At 46.5% G+C, this 17,619-nt stretch carries 23 protein-coding genes and 5 pseudogenes; 10 read left to right on the top strand and 18 right to left on the bottom strand.

The annotated features are described in order from the left end of the window. Positions 1-28 precede the first annotated feature (28 nt). Positions 29-613, bottom strand: a complete 585-nt coding sequence (locus RS881_RS52130; protein ID WP_315818039.1) for a Crp/Fnr family transcriptional regulator — start codon at positions 611-613, stop codon at positions 29-31. Positions 614-746: 133 nt separating this feature from the next. Between RS881_RS52130 and RS881_RS61165 the strand changes: the two are divergent. The 4 genes and pseudogenes from RS881_RS61165 to RS881_RS52105 all read left to right on the top strand — a co-directional run bounded on the left by RS881_RS61165 (position 747) and on the right by RS881_RS52105 (position 4,205). Next, positions 747-1,318 (top strand): annotated as a pseudogene (locus RS881_RS61165) (Y-family DNA polymerase). A 208-nt stretch (positions 1,319-1,526) separates the two neighbouring features. After that, positions 1,527-1,901 (top strand): DinB/UmuC family translesion DNA polymerase, encoded by a 375-nt coding sequence (locus RS881_RS52115; RefSeq protein WP_315818036.1) that lies wholly within the window; start codon positions 1,527-1,529, stop codon positions 1,899-1,901. A 279-nt stretch (positions 1,902-2,180) separates the two neighbouring features. Further along, positions 2,181-2,822, top strand: a complete 642-nt coding sequence (locus RS881_RS52110; protein WP_315818035.1) for a peroxiredoxin — start codon at positions 2,181-2,183, stop codon at positions 2,820-2,822. 105 nt (positions 2,823-2,927) lie between these two features. Then, positions 2,928-4,205 (top strand): metal-dependent hydrolase family protein, encoded by a 1,278-nt coding sequence (locus tag RS881_RS52105; RefSeq protein ID WP_315818034.1) that lies wholly within the window; start codon positions 2,928-2,930, stop codon positions 4,203-4,205. A gap of 117 nt (positions 4,206-4,322) precedes the next feature. Here the strand turns inward: RS881_RS52105 and RS881_RS52100 are convergent, their stop codons facing one another. From RS881_RS52100 to RS881_RS52060, 9 genes are all read right to left on the bottom strand, one after another. Then, on the bottom strand, positions 4,323-5,042 hold the full coding sequence (locus RS881_RS52100; RefSeq protein WP_315818033.1) for an RluA family pseudouridine synthase: 720 nt from the start codon (positions 5,040-5,042) through the stop codon (positions 4,323-4,325). After that, positions 5,035-5,163: a hypothetical protein gene (locus tag RS881_RS52095; RefSeq protein ID WP_315818032.1), complete on the bottom strand. Its 129-nt coding sequence runs from the start codon at positions 5,161-5,163 to the stop codon at positions 5,035-5,037. The genes RS881_RS52100 and RS881_RS52095 overlap by 8 nt, the downstream gene beginning before the upstream one ends. Further along, complete coding sequence (locus tag RS881_RS52090) at positions 5,163-5,315, bottom strand: pseudouridine synthase domain-containing protein (RefSeq protein ID WP_315818031.1); 153 nt, start codon at positions 5,313-5,315, stop codon at positions 5,163-5,165. Before RS881_RS52090 ends, RS881_RS52095 begins: the two co-directional genes overlap by 1 nt. 11 nt (positions 5,316-5,326) lie before the next feature. After that, positions 5,327-5,716 (bottom strand): pseudouridine synthase, encoded by a 390-nt coding sequence (locus RS881_RS52085; RefSeq protein ID WP_315824898.1) that lies wholly within the window; start codon positions 5,714-5,716, stop codon positions 5,327-5,329. Next, positions 5,710-6,276 (bottom strand): hypothetical protein, encoded by a 567-nt coding sequence (locus RS881_RS52080; protein ID WP_315818030.1) that lies wholly within the window; start codon positions 6,274-6,276, stop codon positions 5,710-5,712. Before RS881_RS52080 ends, RS881_RS52085 begins: the two co-directional genes overlap by 7 nt. Positions 6,277-6,301: 25 nt before the next feature. Next, positions 6,302-6,562 (bottom strand): hypothetical protein, encoded by a 261-nt coding sequence (locus RS881_RS52075; RefSeq protein ID WP_315818029.1) that lies wholly within the window; start codon positions 6,560-6,562, stop codon positions 6,302-6,304. Between the two features lie 101 nt (positions 6,563-6,663). Beyond that, complete coding sequence (gene rlmN, locus RS881_RS52070; protein WP_315818028.1) at positions 6,664-7,719, bottom strand: dual-specificity RNA methyltransferase RlmN; 1,056 nt, start codon at positions 7,717-7,719, stop codon at positions 6,664-6,666. 42 nt (positions 7,720-7,761) lie between these two features. Continuing rightward, complete coding sequence (locus tag RS881_RS52065; RefSeq protein WP_315818027.1) at positions 7,762-8,406, bottom strand: amidohydrolase family protein; 645 nt, start codon at positions 8,404-8,406, stop codon at positions 7,762-7,764. Beyond that, positions 8,322-9,149, bottom strand: a complete 828-nt coding sequence (locus RS881_RS52060; protein ID WP_315818026.1) for an amidohydrolase family protein — start codon at positions 9,147-9,149, stop codon at positions 8,322-8,324. Before RS881_RS52060 ends, RS881_RS52065 begins: the two co-directional genes overlap by 85 nt. 352 nt (positions 9,150-9,501) lie before the next feature. Between RS881_RS52060 and RS881_RS52055 the strand changes: the two are divergent. The 6 genes and pseudogenes from RS881_RS52055 to RS881_RS52025 form a co-directional block, all read left to right on the top strand. Beyond that, positions 9,502-9,768: pseudogene (locus tag RS881_RS52055) on the top strand (thiolase family protein); the annotation flags it as partial. A gap of 122 nt (positions 9,769-9,890) precedes the next feature. Then, a pseudogene (locus RS881_RS61160) lies at positions 9,891-10,144 on the top strand (thiolase family protein); the annotation flags it as partial. A gap of 89 nt (positions 10,145-10,233) precedes the next feature. Further along, on the top strand, positions 10,234-10,599 hold the full coding sequence (locus tag RS881_RS52040; protein WP_315818025.1) for a hypothetical protein: 366 nt from the start codon (positions 10,234-10,236) through the stop codon (positions 10,597-10,599). Positions 10,600-10,678: 79 nt separating this feature from the next. Further along, the gene (locus tag RS881_RS52035; RefSeq protein WP_315818024.1) at positions 10,679-10,828 is read left to right on the top strand and encodes a hypothetical protein; all 150 of its coding nucleotides are present in this window, start codon (positions 10,679-10,681) and stop codon (positions 10,826-10,828) included. Next, positions 10,819-11,109, top strand: a complete 291-nt coding sequence (locus RS881_RS52030; protein ID WP_315818023.1) for a hypothetical protein — start codon at positions 10,819-10,821, stop codon at positions 11,107-11,109. Before RS881_RS52035 ends, RS881_RS52030 begins: the two co-directional genes overlap by 10 nt. 132 nt (positions 11,110-11,241) lie before the next feature. Next, positions 11,242-11,706: a DinB family protein gene (locus RS881_RS52025; protein ID WP_315818022.1), complete on the top strand. Its 465-nt coding sequence runs from the start codon at positions 11,242-11,244 to the stop codon at positions 11,704-11,706. 61 nt (positions 11,707-11,767) lie between these two features. Here the strand turns inward: RS881_RS52025 and RS881_RS61155 are convergent. The 8 genes and pseudogenes from RS881_RS61155 to RS881_RS51985 all read right to left on the bottom strand — a co-directional run. After that, positions 11,768-11,998: pseudogene (locus tag RS881_RS61155) on the bottom strand (T9SS type A sorting domain-containing protein); the annotation flags it as partial. 14 nt (positions 11,999-12,012) lie between these two features. Then, complete coding sequence (locus RS881_RS52020; RefSeq protein ID WP_315818021.1) at positions 12,013-12,675, bottom strand: hypothetical protein; 663 nt, start codon at positions 12,673-12,675, stop codon at positions 12,013-12,015. Positions 12,676-13,477: 802 nt separating this feature from the next. Continuing rightward, positions 13,478-14,611, bottom strand: a pseudogene (locus RS881_RS62700) (transporter). A 244-nt stretch (positions 14,612-14,855) separates the two neighbouring features. Next, positions 14,856-15,401: an ATP-binding cassette domain-containing protein gene (locus RS881_RS52005; protein ID WP_315818018.1), complete on the bottom strand. Its 546-nt coding sequence runs from the start codon at positions 15,399-15,401 to the stop codon at positions 14,856-14,858. 106 nt (positions 15,402-15,507) lie between these two features. Continuing rightward, entirely contained in the window at positions 15,508-15,693 is a 186-nt protein-coding gene (locus tag RS881_RS52000) for a hypothetical protein (protein WP_315818017.1), read from the bottom strand. A 32-nt stretch (positions 15,694-15,725) separates the two neighbouring features. Next, entirely contained in the window at positions 15,726-16,856 is a 1,131-nt protein-coding gene (locus RS881_RS51995) for a DUF4836 family protein (RefSeq protein WP_315824897.1), read from the bottom strand. Then, positions 16,769-17,122, bottom strand: coding sequence for a hypothetical protein (locus RS881_RS51990; RefSeq protein WP_315818016.1), 354 nt, complete (start codon positions 17,120-17,122; stop codon positions 16,769-16,771). Before RS881_RS51990 ends, RS881_RS51995 begins: the two co-directional genes overlap by 88 nt. A 159-nt stretch (positions 17,123-17,281) precedes the next feature. Beyond that, positions 17,282-17,551, bottom strand: coding sequence for a His/Gly/Thr/Pro-type tRNA ligase C-terminal domain-containing protein (locus RS881_RS51985; protein WP_315818015.1), 270 nt, complete (start codon positions 17,549-17,551; stop codon positions 17,282-17,284). Between the last annotated feature and the right edge of the window lie 68 nt (positions 17,552-17,619).

Below are 17,619 nucleotides of genomic sequence, written 5' to 3'. Positions count from 1 at the left end.
CCCTGGTTCGTGGCGTCAGGAACCAGACTTAGATCCTTATAGTCGCCATCAACTTGCTGAACGTACTGGCGTCGATACCCAGGTAAGAGGCCAAGTATTTATGGGGTATCAGTTGCAATACATGGGGACTTCTTTTTAAGAGGATCCTAAATTTTTCTTCCGCACTGTAACTCAATAGTTCAATTTGCCGTTCCAGCAATCCCATCGTCACCCAGGATACTGCCAGCCGTACCCATCGTTCCAGTGAATGGTGTTTGTCCAGACACTGTTGCACCTGCTGATAGGAGGTGCGCAGCATTTTACTACTCGTTAATGTTTCCAGGAAATACCGCGAAGGTGTTTGCGTAAGAAAGGAATCCATAATACCCGAAAAGGAAGGCGCATAACTGAATACCACCGTGGCTTCCGGATGCCGGTCATCAATATAAAAAGCCCGTTGTACGCCTTCCGTTACAAAGTATAGGTAACGTTCCGTTTCTCCTGCTGTTGTGAGAATGGTTTTACGCTTGTATTGCACAGGCTGCCAGATGGCCGAAAAATCGGCCCAGGCTTCCTCCGGTAGGGGATGTACCGCAAAGATCTGTTTACGTAGCAAAGCGAGTTCCTGCTCCATGAAGTAAAAATATAGAAAAGCTGGTAGCAGAGAGGTGACACCTTTCGTTTTCTTAGCATGCGAAAAGGTGTCACCTCTGCATGCTAACAGCTAACACCCGACTCCCGCCGCTTCTCCGTACCTTTGCACCCACATGGCAGCCGCTTCCCAACGCATCATTGCCCATTTTGACCTTGATGCATTCTTCGTATCCGTAGAGTGCCTGAACAATCCTTCCCTGAAGGGAAAACCTCTGCTGGTAGGCGGACGTGAGCGGGGTGTAGTGGCCGCCTGCAGCTATGAGGCCCGCAAATACGGCATTCATTCGGCCATGCCCATGAAAACGGCCCTGCGTCTTTGTCCACATGCCATTGTAACCAACAACAGCCGCAGCGATTACAGCAAGTATTCCCGCATCGTTACCAATATCATTGCCGATAAAGCACCACTTTTGAAAAAGCCTCCATTGATGAGTTCTACCTTGATTTGACCGGGATGGACAAGTACTTCCAACCTTATCAATGGACCATCGACCTGCGCCAGGAGATCATTGACAAAACCCAATTGCCCATCTCCTTTGCCATGGCCGCCAACAAAATGGTGGCCAAAATAGCCACGGATCAGGCCAAGCCCAATGGCTACCTCCATATTCCATTTGGCAGGGAAAAAGAGTACCTGGCGCCCCTTACTGTGAACAAGATACCGGGGGTGGGAGGCTACGTATGAAACCCTCAAAAACCTGGGTATTTTTACCATACGTGACTTAAGTGAGCAATCGCCCGAATTACTCGAAAAACGACTGGGAAAGTATGGGCTTGAGCTCTGGAACAAATCCCAGGGCATTCATCATGGCGAGGTGACCCCCTACCATGAAGCGAAGTCCATAAGCACAGAAAACACTTTTGAAGAAAACCTTCTCGATGTCAACCGTTTAATGACCGAGCTTGTCCACATGACAGAACGTGTGGCCTACGAACTGCGCCAGGATAATAAGACGGCCGGTTGTATTGCGGTTAAAATACGCTATGCCGATTTTGAAACCACATCCCGCCAGACCACCATTCCTTATACTTTTTATGATGATGAGCTGATTCCCCAGGCCAAAGAGTTGTTCCACAAACTCTGGCGCAAAGGACAGCCCATACGCCTGCTGGGCGTGCGCCTTAGCGAACTCACCGACGAAGCGGTACAAACCAACCTCTTTACCGACACCGAAAGAAAAATGGCCTTTATAAGGCCATTGATGATGTCAAAAACCGCTTTGGAAAATACGCTATTACCAAGGCTACGGGTAAATAATGCATTGTAAATAAGTGATATATGACGAAAGCTGACGAGGAGCTGTAGAGGACCTGACGAGGATATGAAGAGGACATGAAGAGGAGACCACCCAGATACCAGCCGTAGACTGCCCGTGTATCAGCCGTATACTACCCTAGTATTACCTGCTGCCCACGGGCCTCACTTATGGAGCCGGAAACCATTATTGACCTAAGATAAATTTAACAATTTAGTCTACTCCTTAAGTAGGGAATCTGTATCTTCGTAGTCTGTCCACGGATTTTTTTAACCATAAATATCTTTGTATATGAGTTTAAGATTGGGAGACATCGCACCGAATTTCCAGGCTAAAACGACTGCCGGCGATATCGACTTCTATGAGTACCTCGGCAATAACTGGGGCATCCTGTTTTCACACCCCGCCGATTATACCCCTGTATGTACGACCGAATTGGGTAAAACTGCTTTGTTACAGGGCGAGTTTGAAAAACGCAATGTAAAAGTACTGGCTGTAAGTGTTGACTCACTTGATAAACACCTTGGCTGGGTTAATGATATAAATGAAACACAAAACTGTACCGTTGGTTTCCCCATCATTGCCGATACAGATCGTAATGTAGCGACCCTGTACGACATGATCCACCCCAACGCTTCAGAAACTTTCACCGTTCGTTCCCTGTTTGTGATCGGGCCCGATAAGAAAGTAAAACTCACTATTACTTATCCGGCTTCTACCGGAAGGAATTTCCATGAAGTACTGCGTGTAATTGAGTCGCTCCAACTGACTTCTGGTTACAGCGTAGCTACCCCTGCGGATTGGAAACATGGTGAAGATGTGATTGTGGTACCGGCTGTTTCTACCGAGGATGCTATCAAGAAATTTCCTAAAGGTGTGCAGGTGGTAAAACCTTACCTGCGCTATACACCACAGCCCAACCTCGACAAATAGTTTTTAGTTGTAATTTCTGACATCGTTATAGAGCCTTCTTACTTCGGTAAGAAGGTTTTTTGTTTTTACAGGCTTTTCAGAATATCTTACTACAAATTAAACTGCATGAGAAAACTACTACTGCTGCTGATCTTATCCACTCCCCTGGGCTTGTTGGCCCAACGTACCATTTTGCATTGCGGTAAACTGATCGATGTTACTAAGGGCCAGGTACTTTCACAATACTCCGTTATTATTGAAGGCAATAAAATTACTGATGTTCAGGCTGGTTATATCAAGGCCGCCGGCACTGATAAAGTAATTGACCTCAAAGAGAAAACTGTTATGCCGGGCCTGATCGACTGCCATGTGCACCTGGAAGATGAGACCGGCCCCAACCAGTATATGCAGCGATTTACTTTCAACCAGGCCGACTATGCTTTTCAAGCTGTAGTGTATGCCAAACGTACGCTGGCCATTGGATTTACTACTGTGCGCGACCTGGGCGGTTCGGGTGTAAATATTGCCTTGCGCAATGCCATCAATAAAAAACTGATTGAGGGACCACGGATACTTACTGCGGGTAAGTCCATAGCGACTACCGGCGGCCATGCTGATCCTACCAATGGTTACCGCAAAGACCTGATGGGCGATCCCGGCCCTGCCGCCGGTGTAGCCAATGGCCCTGCGGAATGTATGCAGGCGGTACGTCAACGTTATAAAGATGGTTCCGATCTTATTAAGATCACTGCTTCAGGCGGTGTATTGAGTGTGGCCAAGAGTGGTGAAAACCCCCAATTTACTGAAGAAGAGATCAAAGCCATTGTATCCACGGCCAAAGATTATGGTTTCAAAGTGGCTGCGCATTGTCATGGCGCTGAAGCGATGAAACGCGCAGTGAAAGCCGGTGTAAACAGCATTGAACATGGTACTTATATGGATGATGAAGTGATGCAACTGATGAAGCAAAATGGTACTTATTATGTGCCCACTATTACGGCTGGTAAATCGGTAGGTGATTCGGCTAAAAAGCCGGGCTATTATCCTGATCTGGTTACTCCCAAAGCATTGGCCATTGGTCCTAAAATTCAAGCCACCTTTGGCAAGGCCTACAAGGCAGGTGTAAAGATCGCTTTTGGTACCGATGCCGGTGTATACATGCATGGTAAGAACTGGCTCGAATTTGTATACATGAACGAAGCCGGTATGCCCGTGATAGAAGCCATTCAATCTGCCACCGTATCTGCAGCCGACTTGCTGGGCATGAGTGATGTGGTAGGCAGCATTGAAAAAGGCAAACTGGCCGATATTGTAGCCGTAGAAGGCGATCCCACTAAGGATGTGCAAGCCATGGGCAAAATGAAGTTTGTAATGAAGGATGGAGTAGTGTATAGGAATGAATAACCAATGGTGTATGAAAGCCTCTAACTAACTTATAATCGTACTAATCAATAATTAATAATTATTGATTAGTACGATCGATTGTCTAAATCTTATTTAAAGAAAAATTTCTAAAGAAGCCTATTTTCTCTTCCTCAACTGTTGCAGCAAAGCCCGCATATCTTTATGCAATGGCGCTTCTACGGTGTAGCTATTGCCCTGTGCATCTTTAAAGAGTAGCTTTTCAGCATGCAATCCCAGCCTGCCCAGGATGGGTCTTTCTTCTTCTTCTGATCTGGAAAGGTTGTATTTCTTCTTAAAGGAAGATACCAGGATGGGATTAGCATCCCCATATATTTCATCTACGACAATAGGATGACCCACGTGCTGCATGTGTACCCTGATCTGGTGTGTACGGCCCGTGTGGATGCGGAAACGCAACAGGGAGTACTTGCCAAACTCTTCCAGGACTTCATAATCTGTGATGGATTGTTTGCCTCGCTGGTGAATCAGCATTACACCCCGCTTGGTCGTATTTTCGGCAATGGGCTCATTGATCGTCATCTGCTTTACAGGAGGTACGCCATTCACAATACCCAGGTAGTACTTTTCTACTGTTCTATCTTCAAATGCCTGTGAGAGGTATTTATGTGTTTCTTCATCTTTGGCAAATACAATGATGCCGCTGGTATCGCGGTCCAGGCGATGTACTGTAAATATCTGTCCGTATTTTTCCTGCAACAACTGTTTCAGGGAGATCTCTTTGCCTTCCCGGTCGGGGATACTCAATAAACCCGAAGGTTTATTGAGTACTATAAAATGATCGTTGTCTATCAGTATCTCCGGCGAATTCTTAACCACGTGCTGGTATTTTATTTTTGGTGTACGAAGTATTGAGGTATTTCAGCAGGCGCACTTCTTTTTCAGATAAGAAACGCCATTTGCCGCGGTCTACATTCTTCTTGGTGAGGTTGGCATACATTACCCGGTCAGGTTGCGCACATCGTAGCCCATGTGCTCGAAGATGCGGCGTACAATGCGGTTACGGCCACTGTGAATTTCAATACCGATTACGCTTTTATCCTTCGTGTCTGCATAAGCCAGTACATCGGGGGCAATAAAACCATCCTCCAATTCAATACCTGCTATGATGGCGTCGAAGTCTTTTTCACCAACGGCTTATCCAGCTTCACCTCGTAGATCTTCTTCACCATATAGCTGGGGTGGGCTAGTTTTTGCGCCAGTTCCCCATCATTGGTGAGCAGCAGTACGCCGGTGGTATTCCGGTCGAGCCGGCCAATGGGATATACCCTTTCTGTGGTGGCATTTTTTATGATGTCAAGAACCGTTCTCCGGCCTTGTGGATCTTCTGTGGTGGTGATGAAGTCTTTTGGCTTATTGATCAGGATATAGACCATGTTTTTACGAATGGTGATCTGCTTGCCATTGTATTTCACTTCATCCTGTTGGGTTACTTTAAAACCTGGTTCGGTGATCACTTTACCATTTACTACCACCAAACCCGATTTTACAATATCAGCGGCATCCCTACGGGAGCTAATCCCTGCATGAGCAATGAATTTATTGAGGGGATAATATTGGAAGCTGCTTTTCCGGCGGCTGGTTTAGTGGTCTCGGCCCCTGGCTTACTGATACTAATTTTAGAGCGTTTGTCGACCGGGGCTTTGGCATAGGAGCTGCTTTCCGATGGCTTACTGTAGGCTGGTTTGCCTGCTGGCGCTGCCGGGCGTTTTGCGGCTGCCTGGCTATCAGTTTTAGGAAAGGGTTTGTTGCCTTCGCCCGACCTGCCTGCCAGTGGCTTACTATAAGCAGGTTTGTTACCGGTGTATGCTTTCTTCTCTCCTGTATCTGCTGGTTTATATCCTGCGCCTGGCGCTTTCTTTTTGGGCCCCCTGGTGGTGCGGTAACCTTCGCCCTGGGGTGTATAACCGGTCTTCTTGCCACCCACTTCTGGGTGTTGACCTCCGTCTTCTCCCCGCTCCGCCTGCTTCTTCTTGCGCTCCATATAACTCATGCGGTTATAGCCTTTGTTCACAAACTTCTTGCCGGTGCCGCTTTTGGTTCCTTCACGCATAGTGTCTCTTCCGCTTTGCCAGTCGTCAGTACCTTGTTGACCGGCGGACTTTGGCTTTCTGCTTGCAGCACTGGGAAATCCTCCCCTGGGTGTTTTCGGGGGCGGAGGCTGCACTGGCTGCTTTGCCTTGACGAAATGCCCTGGCTTCTTCTTTCTTCTTATCGAAATAGGCTTTTGTTTCCTGGCGCTGAACTTTCTTCTCCTGGCGGATGCGTTCTTTCTTTTTGGCGCCCGTTTCTTTTTGTTGGATAAACTTTCCAAACGGAGCTTTACTACTCTTACTCATAATAATGATTTGCTGTTTTACAACAGTATGATGAAATATAAAATACCTTTTACTAAAGGCTAACTGTTAATACTTAAGTTCGAAGCAAACGTTTTCACGTCTCACTCCACAATCCCTTCCTTGTTAGCCAACTGGCCACAGGCTGCATCAATATCTTTACCCCGGCTTCTTCTTAAGCGGGCATTCACACGATGCTTTTCCAGGTACTGCATAAAAGTGTTGACTACCTTTTCATCCGGCTTGCGGAAGGTAGCCATATCAATAGGATTGTATTCTATGATATTGACCAGGTCGGCAGGTACCTGCCGGCATATCTTGATCAGCTCATCCGCATCTTTGAGGCTGTCGTTGAAATTGTTGAACAAGATGTATTCAAATGTGATCTCGTTCTCCGTTTTCTTATAGAAATAGTTCAGTGCCTCTATCAATGCCTGCAGGTTGTTGCTTTCATTGATGGGCATGATCTCATTGCGTTTGATATCATTGGCGGCATGTAAAGAAAGCGCCAGTTTGAACCGTACATTGTCGTCACCCAGCTGTTTGATCTGCTTGGCAACGCCTGCGGTAGACACCGTGATGCGGCGTGGGCTCATGCCCAGTCCGTCGGGTGAGGTGATGCGTTCAATTGCTTTCAGCACGTTGCGGTAGTTCAACAGCGGTTCACCCATACCCATGAAAACGATATTCGTCAGCTTCTTTTCATATACCCGCTCACTTTGCTGGTTGATCAGCACCACTTCGTCATAGATCTCATCAAAGTCAAGGTTCCGTTTGCGGTCCATATAACCCGTAGCGCAGAACTTACAACTTAAGGAACAACCGATCTGTGAGGATACACAAGCCGTTTTGCGTTCATCTGTAGGGATCAACACCCCTTCTATCAGGTGCCCGTCATGTGTTTTAAAGCGTGATTTAACCGTACCGTCTGCAGAGTACTGTGTAGCATCTACGGTGAGAGCAGGGAGAGAAAAGTTATCGGCCAGTTTAGCACGTAATTCCTTGCTCAGGTTGGTCATGGCTTCAAACTGTTGCGCTTGCTTTAGCCATAGCCATTCATACACCTGTTTGGCCCGGAATTTCTTTTCTCCCAACGTTTCAAAATAACTGTTCAATTCATCCAGCGAGAGGTGCCGGATATTTTTCTTCACCGTTTTCATCGCTGCAAAGGTACTTTAACCGGCGCATAATTTAGTTGCCGGCTATTTTCCGGGCTTTTGCAACAGTCCATCGACCTCCCCAGCGCCTATAAAACGGCCTTTTAGGATCACCGCCCCGATCTTGCGGGTATTGCCAATATTGTCTAAAGGGTTGGCTTCCAATACTACCAGGTCGGCCAGCTTGCCGGTGCTCACCGTTCCCAGCTCTTTTTCAATGCCCAAATAAAGGGCTGGGTTCAAGGTGGCCGTTTGCAGGGCCTGGAGCGGACTAAGGCCACAATCGGTAAATATTTCTAATTCGTCGTGTAAGGAAAAACCGGGAAAACAATAGGGATTGGGCGTATCCGTACCCGCCAGCATCCTGATACCTGCCTGGTGCAAGGCCCGGATGATCTTCTTTTTCAGCTCATAATCCAGCAGTTCACTCTTGAAGTATTCGGGTCCGGCAGTTTTGAAACGGAAATCATTCTTGGGGTCCCACATATTTTTGATCATGGGCACGATATATGGCAACCGGGCATCCCGGGTAAAAGAAGAATCATTGAGGTAGGCAATACCCCGGTTTACGGTCATTGTAGGGCATACCCAGGTATCATATCCTTTCAGCACTTTGAGTAGGGCTGCCAGTTTCTTTTCATTGAAGGTGCGGCGCAGAAATTCACGGCGAGCGGCCCGGTTGGACAGCAAAGTATCCTTAATGGTGCCTTGTACCAGGCTATAATAGTAATCACTGCTATCCGACGCCCCTTCAATAAAGCCGTACAGGTGTTCTGTACTTTTTGTCCCGCCTTCACCGCTTCCAGCAGCGTTATTTTATTGGGTACATGTCCGGCGAATGGGATGCCTTGCTTCTTAGCCTCCTCTGCAATACCATAAAACGCATCTTTTTCCAATAAGCTATATACTTTGATGAAATCGACTTTCAGTTGATTCTTCAGCGAGTCAACCAGTTTGTGTCCACGGGCGGCATCCGTTACCCCAATACTGCCTGGCCAAATTGGTTTGGGCCCATCCAGAATGGGACCTGCATAATAACCCCTGGGAACCAGTTCACCGGCCGTGAGCCCTCTTTGTCGCCACTGGTTGGCAGCAAGCGCCTGTTCAAACATGCCCCGGATGCCCGTAATACCATTGGCAATGAAAAGCGAGAAAAAGTAATCCGGCGCCCATACGTGCGTATGCATATCCCATAAGCCGGGGATCAGGTATTGGCCCGTACCGTTCACGAGGCTATCGGTAGCTATTGTTTTGAACGAACTGGCTTTGTGGATGGCGCTGATGCGGTCGCCCGTAATGGCCACCGTTTGATCGGGCAGGATCTTTCCTTTCTCGACATCAACTACGTTAATATGTTGCAGGAGGAGTCTTTTAGACTGGGCAAAACTGTTAATGGCTGCAAGGAGCATTAACAGGAGGAATGTTTTTCTCATGGCTTAGTTTGGTTGCTCCACAAGATAATGCCTAAACAGGATGATTGCAAAAACCGGTGTCCTGCTTTGGCCGCTTCACACTTCAATTGGGGCGGTTCAACCAGGTTGCAGCGGAGACACCTTTCCCCGGCTACGAAAACGAAAGGTGTCACCGCTGCATTTCACCGGCGTTTCCAAAAGCTACTACCCGGCACCTAATGCCTAACAGCTAAATGCTAAAAATGCCTTTATATTTGTTGCCTCAATATAACAGCTATATGAACAAAGTGTATGTGATTGATGCCGTTCGCACCCCATCGGCAAATATGGTGGCACCCTTAGCACCATCCGCCCCGACGATCTGCTGGCCCATGTGGTAAGATCGCTGGTACAACGCAATCCCACTATTGATATGAATGCCATTGAAGATATTATTGCCGGCGATGCGAACCAGGCCGGGGAAGATAACCGCAATGTGGCGCGCATGGCTGCCTTACTGGCCGGCTTACCCGTAACAGTAGCCGGTAATACGGTAAATCGCTTATGCGCTTCGGGCCTGCAGGCCATTATGGATGCTGCCCGCGCCATCATGTGTAATGAAGGGGAACTGTACATTGCAGGCGGTGTGGAAAGCATGACCCGTGCCCCCTTTGTCATGGCCAAAGCTGGCAGTGGCTGGAGCAGGACCAACGAAATGCACGACAGCACCATTGGCTGGCGTTTTGTGAATAAAAACTCACCGATCAATACTACCCCTATTCCATGGGCGAAACGGCCGAGAATGTGGCAAAGCAATGGAACATCAGCCGCCAGGAGCAGGATGAATTTGCCTTGCAAAGCCAGGAGAAATACTTTACAGCTCAGAGAAAGGCCTCTGGAAAGCCGAGATCAGCGGCGTGGAAATACTGGGAGGTAAAAATGAAAAGATCTACCTCGAAACCGATGAGCCGCCCCGTAAAACTTCCCTCGAAAAATTGGCTTCTTTACGACCTGCCTTTATAAAGGATGGTTCTGTTACGGCCGGTAATTCGTCGGGTATCAATGATGGTGCTGCAGCCTTATTGCTGGCCAGTGAAGCAGCGGTGAAAAATACAATTTGCAGCCCATGGCTACCATTCGCTCCATGGCTGTGGCTGGTGTTGATCCTGCCATTATGGGCATTGGTCCGCTACCTGCTTCCCGCAAGGCCCTACAGCGCGCCGGTATTACCGCGAAAGACCTTGACCTCATCGAACTCAATGAGGCATTTGCTTCTCAATCCCTGGCCTGCCTGCGTGATCTTGAGCTGGATGCAATGAAGGTGAATGTGAATGGTGGTTCAATCGCCATAGGCCATCCATTGGGTTGTAGTGGCGCCCGCATTTCGGCCACCTTATTACATGAAATGAAACGCCGGGGCGCCAAACTTGGCCTGGCCACCATGTGCGTAGGGGTAGGGCAGGGTGCCGCCATTGTGTATGAAGGGTTGTAAAATATTAGCTATTGCCGGGCGTTCTAAAGAGTTTGTTGTCTAAAGCACCTGTAATGCTTCACCACAAACACGGAATAACATGCAGGAACACAAACTCACCACGGTTTTCTATAAATACAAGTCCTTCGCCGCCTTGAAAATGTTGCTTTATGCCGTATTGGCTATCGGCTTCTTTTTCATAGCCCGGCACAACACCTTTTACTGGTCTTATGGGCAGTATTGCTTTTAGTACCGCCGGTATTGGGGGCCTTGCAAAAGGTCATTTTTAGTCTTCAAAACATTGACGACCGCAAGTTGATCATCACCCCTGAGTATGTACATGTGGGAACAGATAAATATGAATGGGGTGATATCGAAACGGTAGCTATCTATCTGGGTGGGTACTATGGTTTAAAGTACGGACTGAAAAATATACGCAGCCGTCGTGCCGGCAGCGGTGTGCCGGGCGATGACAATGTACTGGCCTTTCGATATAAAGGAAAACACAAAGCTTTCAGTTTTTCTACGTGATTACAATAGCTATGTGACAATTTGCCATATCATAGATGTGTGGAAGAGTAGTGGCAAGTCTTTTGTATTGAAAGAACAGTTCTCCCGTGATTATATCCGGGAACAAATACGTTTATCCCAAAATTAACAGGTATGACCATCGAACAAGTGATCATTGACATTACCGCCCACCTCAACAATATTCCTTTCCGGTATAGTGAGATCCCGACAGAAGAACTGCTGCAAAGACCCGCTCCAGGAAAATGGTCAAAGAAAGAGATCTTGGGCCACCTGATCGATTCGGCCATCAATAACCTCAAGCGGTTTGTGGATGTGCAAAGTCAGCCGCAGCCCTACCAAATACTTCGTTATATGCAGGATGAACTGGTGACTATCAACCGCTACCAGGACCTGCCGCTCGACCACATGCTGCTGCTGTGGAAAACACTCAATCAGCAGATCGTTTATATGATCAGTGATATTCCCGCTGATAAACTACCCTATAAAGTGATCACTCCTGCAGGCGATCATCGAACCCTGGAATGGCTGGTGATTGATTACATTGAACATATGGACCATCACTGGGGGCAGGTATTTGGGGAAGTGACTTCATTGTAGAGATAAACAAAAATCATAAAAAGAGGCGCCTTTTTTGGCGCCTCTTTTGTAAAGTATTTGTCTAGAGTTTTTCGACCTTTTCGGTGACTACTCCGGTTTCAGTCATAAGCTGAAGGAAGTATATTCCACGTGGTAAGTTTTCGAGGTTGATCTCTATTCGCTGAACTCCAACGCCTTTTTGCAAAGGAATATGTTGTCGTACAATGTTTCCTTGACTATTCAGCAATCTCACTGAAATTTTATTACCTAACGTGAGATCTACATCAGCGCTTATCCGGTCAGTGGTAGTAGGATTGGGATAAACTCTTAGTTTTTTCCTGTGGGTAAACTGGCTGTCCGTAAATCAGCCAAAACTGGCTCGGTTCCTGGCGTGGCTGAACTGTTTGCGATACGGAAATTGCAAGGACGGATAGAGGCAACAAATTGATAGCCGGCATTGGCAGTCAGGTAGGTTTCGGGTAGAAAGGTCGCTTCATATCCCACGAGAATTGTCGTGTTGACATTCGGATTGTTGGTTACAGTACCCGACCCTCCTGTTCCTGCACTGCTGCCAGCTGTGACGCGCCCAAACTCCACGGTGCCCGAAGGTATTACGCCTGTATTATAGGTAATATCTGGCGTGCACATATTGGGCGTGATTTCTATATCGTCAATATCGACCAAATAAGATACTTCAGCATCTCCGCCCGATTTCCATACGGCCGAAGGGTAGAACCATATTTGCGAGAAATTTTGAGTAGCAGTAAAAGTAAAAAAAAGATCCGTTACGGAGTTAACAGGGAAATCAGTCACAGCTTCTCCAATTTGCTGTATGGACCCAATAATAGGTACAGGTGAAGACCCTGATCCACAAGCGGCAATAGATTCTGTGAGGCCATTTGCTGCGAAGACCTTTAACTTGTGTAGGTTCGCGCGGCTTTGGCTGTTATCAGAAAAGTGAAACTTGATCCTATATTCACGACCTTTCATAAAATTGTATCCGGCAGCCGCCCCTCTCCAACACTTTGGACGGTGGTTGCAGAGCTAGTCATTTTTAATCGATAGTTACTACTGGGGTAAATATCATTTATTACCTGCGGTCTGCCGTGTGTCCTGAACCAATTGGTTACACACGAACTTGAGAATGTTGAACATCCATATTCATTATTTGAAATACAATTTGGTGATGTGAACAGCGTGAAATCTCCATTTACTAAACTCTGTGCAAACGTTCTGGCCGTGTTCAGGATGATGGCCAGTATTACAAGCAGAACTATTTTCATAAAACTGTGTGTTTAAGGTTAACGAAAAAAATGTAATATTTTATACGGTAGACCAAAGTATGACCACCTGGCTCTATCCGTAAAGGTTAAAGCAGCCTGCTTCTACTATTCAAAAAAAATAAATGGCGATTTGAAAGGAGGTTTTAAGGAGTGGAGCGATCGGCTTTTGGGATAATTGGTCAGAGGCATTTGGTAAAGCTTTTAGGTTTAAGGTATCAGTAACATTTTAAAGTTACGGCATCCAACCATGCCAATTTGTACAAACCAGTAAGCGTGCAGATTTACCCCAAAAGCGTGCAGATTTCCCCGGTAAGTGTACGGGGAGGTTGTCATAATACCGCTTATCTATGTTTGCATTTATGATGATTTGTCAGGAATTGGGGTCATGATGAGCTCTGAAACAAGCCTGGGCGTTAGAAGACTTTGAAAGCGGTATAATATGATCAATTATTCTAAGCTGTTATTCCAGCATTATCCATTCTGTGGTAAAGTTGAAGGTATTCTTCCTATCACACCATCTTATACAACAACTTCTTCACCATCCGGTAATTGGTTACAAGCGACAGGATCACCAGGAAAACTGCTACGGCAAATACACTCCAATGCAGTGGGGTAGACAGCTCCTCCCGGTCGAACATGGCAAAATGATGGAAGGCCCATTGCATCAATTGCGTGAAGGCCACTGCAATGAGTACTACGAAAATATATACCGGAATAAAACGCCGCGAAACATTTTTACTTAACCAGTTGGGTGAGTAACCCAATACCAGCAATAACTGCAGGTTGTCCTTACTGCGCGCTATCATGAGCTGCAGGTAAAACGAAAACAACATCAGTGCCAGCACTACAACCAGTACCCCAAAAATACCCAGACCACCAAAGATGCCTTGCAAGGTTTGCTTTACCCTGCCAAACTTTGTTTTGTCCTTATTGACCTTATAACTTTTTTGTTGCAGGAATTGGAGAAAGTCGGGCCCATTGGCATCCTTCGTTTTTACGTACAACCGTGAAGCCCTTACTTCTTTGGTGGTACCAAATTGGCTATTGGCCCAGTTGAGAAAGTTTTTGGTACAATGATCGAGTTTACCCGGTCACTCAGGGCTACCACCCGCCCGCGGAAGGTTTCCCGCGTGCCATCGGGCCGGTAGCAGATCAACTGCAGACCCAGTTGCACCGCCGTAGCTTCGGAAATTTGGGGCAATCCATAACCCGGTGCAAATACATTGTAGATCTCCAGGAAATCCGAAGCGATGATGATCGGTACTATCTCATCGCCAGGCTGCCATTTGAAGGAAGGCGGTACGGTATCGATAAAACTATCATCCAATGATTCTACAAAGAAGTCACTCACAAAAGGAACCAGGCTGCCGCCGCTGATCTGGAACCGGAAATTGTTGGCCAGCAAAGGGGATACCCCTGTTACAAAAGGCTTTGATTCCAACTCCTGTATATCGGTGGTGGTAAACAGGTTTTTATCCAGCTGTCCCATCGTTTCATTGGTGATGGTTTTGGAGATCGAGATAAAATCATACCCGTCCTTGCGCGGCCTATCACCACCCAGTAATTGCTGGATATTAATGTACATCTGGATGGAGCAGAGCAGCAGTAATACGCCAATACCCAAACCGGCATAAGAGAACCACCGCGAGGCGGCATTGGTGCCTGTTTGTAACAGCGGTTTGACGGGTTGGAAGGATAATGCCACAGCTTAATATTTTACAGTTTGCATTCAAGAGGTGATACCTTTTCCTGACAAAGCCAATAAAAGGCGTTACCTCTAATTAACAGTTAACCTATAAATGATACAACCTTGTCCAGGGAAAAAGTCAATCCTTTCCAGGTCGGCAAAGAGGATACCTGCATTGCGCGCCCTGGCTTCTTCCAGCATTAACTCCATGGCTTTTTTGAATTGTTATCGTCCAGGTGACTAAAAGGCTCATCCAACAATAAGAAATCAAAAGGCTGTAATAACGAGCGTATAATGGCCACCCGCTGTTGTTCTCCATAGGAACAGATACGGCTTTTGGTCGATAACTTATTACCAATACCCAATCGCTCGGCCATTTCTGTGATCTTTTCTGGTGGATGAAAGGGATTTAACTGTCGTTTTAATTCCAGGTTCTCCCGTACCGTTTGTTCCGGAAACAACCTCAGATCCTGGAATACGATACTGATATGATCTTTGCGGTAGCGGGCAAAATCTTCTACCGAAAATGAATGCAGTGTGGCCTTATCGTACAGGATATTCCCGTTGTATTCATTGCGCATACCATACAGAAAATGGCTGAGCGATGTTTTACCGCTTCCGGATGGTGCCACAATTTTGATATATTCTCCTTTATTGAATACCAATTGCTTTCCCCATACTTCCGATTGCTGGCGCCGGCTTTCATCAAAGTAGGATGGTAATACATCCTGTAGGGTAATAGTCATGACAATTCAAAAATAATCGATCTGTAATAATATTCCGGATTGACCGGGTTAACCTATCAACAAAAAAGGCAGGGGATGAGCCCTGCCTTATATAAGTGTAAAACGATTAATGATCCTTTCCCTTGAGGGCCTCCAGCTTATCAAAGTACTGGTTTAGCTGTTTCAAACTATTCACGTTTTTGTTCACCAGGTTAATTTCAAAATGGCTGGTCATGGTGCCATTGCTGTATTCGCCTGCCGTGGCCAACACATCCTCCCAGAGGTTGACCGATTCGGTGAGTATTTGCTTCAAGGAGCTGTCGGTAGCAGCAGCTTCAGAGGTTTTCAGAATTTTTGCAGGTCAACATACATGCCTATGGGGTGGCCAGCCAGCTTACTGAAAGCCGCATGTTTGCTGTTGGCATTACCAGCCAGGAATTGATTCACCTGCTCGTTTGAATTGCCGGCTGCAAACCATTTGTCGTTCAGGGAAAAGCTGACATGGAAAGAAGTATCTTTTTCAAACTTATCACCCAACTGTGCTTTTACAACACTTACCAGTTTATCAAAGGCCGGTTTATCATTGATCGAAACCGCAAATAATACCTTAGCGCTGGGGTTGGTCTTCGTGTAGGTATAAGGAGCGCCACCTTCTTCATAACTGGGGTAGGTAACCTGCTCTGTTTTGATCGTAAAATCAGTAACAGCGATCAATACATCCCCTTTATTGGCCTTTACAAATTCATCGAGGCTATAATCTACTTTACCCAAAAATCCATTGACCATACCATCCAGTCCACCTTCTTTCAGGAAGGCTTTCAGCCCTTCGGGAGGATAATTCCAGCTAAATACCCCGGCCAGGTTTTCAGAAGGGATACTTGCCAGCATACCGGCATCAATATTCTTCATCTTGTATTTATCCAGCAGCTTGGCTACTTTCTCGTTATAATAGCTTTTAGATTTTACATCTACCTTGCCATTGTCAAAATTGAGGGTCATGGCTGTTACATTACCCCTGGTAAGGTCGCTTAATTTGGTGGCGCCAAATATTTCACCCAACATATTGCCGGTAAAGTTGTCGGAGTTGATCCACAAGTGCATATCACCCGTTTCCTTAAGCAGGGAGGCAAACTTATCATCATCTGTTAAACTATTGGATGATTTAAGGTCGTACAAAACTTTGGCAAAATTGATGAGGCTATCTGTATTGACCGATGACCTTTTGGGCTCATTGCCATCGGGCGTAAAACTATAAGTGCCGGCCATATCTGCTTCCACCACATAGATGAAGCGGTTGCCTTTCCAGGTAGCGATGGATTTCTCATTCAGCTTCAGGATATTCAGGTCGCCGTCTTTGGAAGACTTCGCTTCAGGTTTCATCTTCTTATTCATGTTTTCAAAGGCGGCGGGGTCTTTAAGGCCTCCTTCAAATACCGAATAACCATTTCTGCCCTGGCGCTTAACAAAGAATACCAGGTCAGTTTCTGTATTAACACCTGAATTATCGGGATTGTCCAGTATCTTTTGGCCAGCGAATCATCTGCCTCTGCATAAGCTTTCTGGAACCACTTGGTTTGCTGGATCTCTTTCCAGGATAATTTAGAAGTCAGAGAAGGCGTATTAATGTGAACTACCAGGCCAGCATCTTTTGGTATGGCGATAGCCGATTTATCACCACTACTACAAGATGTGATCAACATTAGCGCGATGGCCAACAGGCCCAATAAGGAAGTACGTTGCATAAAGGGTTTTTATTTATCAGTCTCAAATAAACAAAATTGTTACGGTATTTGCCAGTGTATTTCAGTCAACGGCTCAAAATAACCATTCAAGTGAAGTAAAATTTGAGTAGATGGGTGGTTGGGCGCCATCTTTTCGGACAATCTGGCAAGCTCGCCCGTTTATAAACCCGAAACCGCTTCTTCCAGCCCTTCCCATTTTACCTCCTGCTGTTGGCCCTTGCCCAGGTGCTTTACCACACAGGTTTTGGCTTCCAGCTCTTTGCTGCCGATAATGACGGCAAAGGGAATGTTCTTTTTGTCCGCATATTTGAATTGCTTGTCGAACTTGGCCTGCTCGTGGTACAGCTCACAACGGATACCGTTATTGCGCAGCCCCTGCATGAGGCCAAAAGCTGCCACGCTTTCTCCTTCACCCAGGTTGAAAAACAATACTTGTGTACCTGATTGTACTTCCTGCGGAAATAATTGCAGCTCTTCCAGTACATCATAGATCCTGT

It is taken from the genome of Paraflavitalea speifideaquila, assembly GCF_032395985.1.
Lineage (GTDB): Bacteria > Bacteroidota > Bacteroidia > Chitinophagales > Chitinophagaceae > Paraflavitalea > Paraflavitalea speifideaquila.
This window is presented reverse-complemented; position numbering and strand designations above follow the sequence as displayed.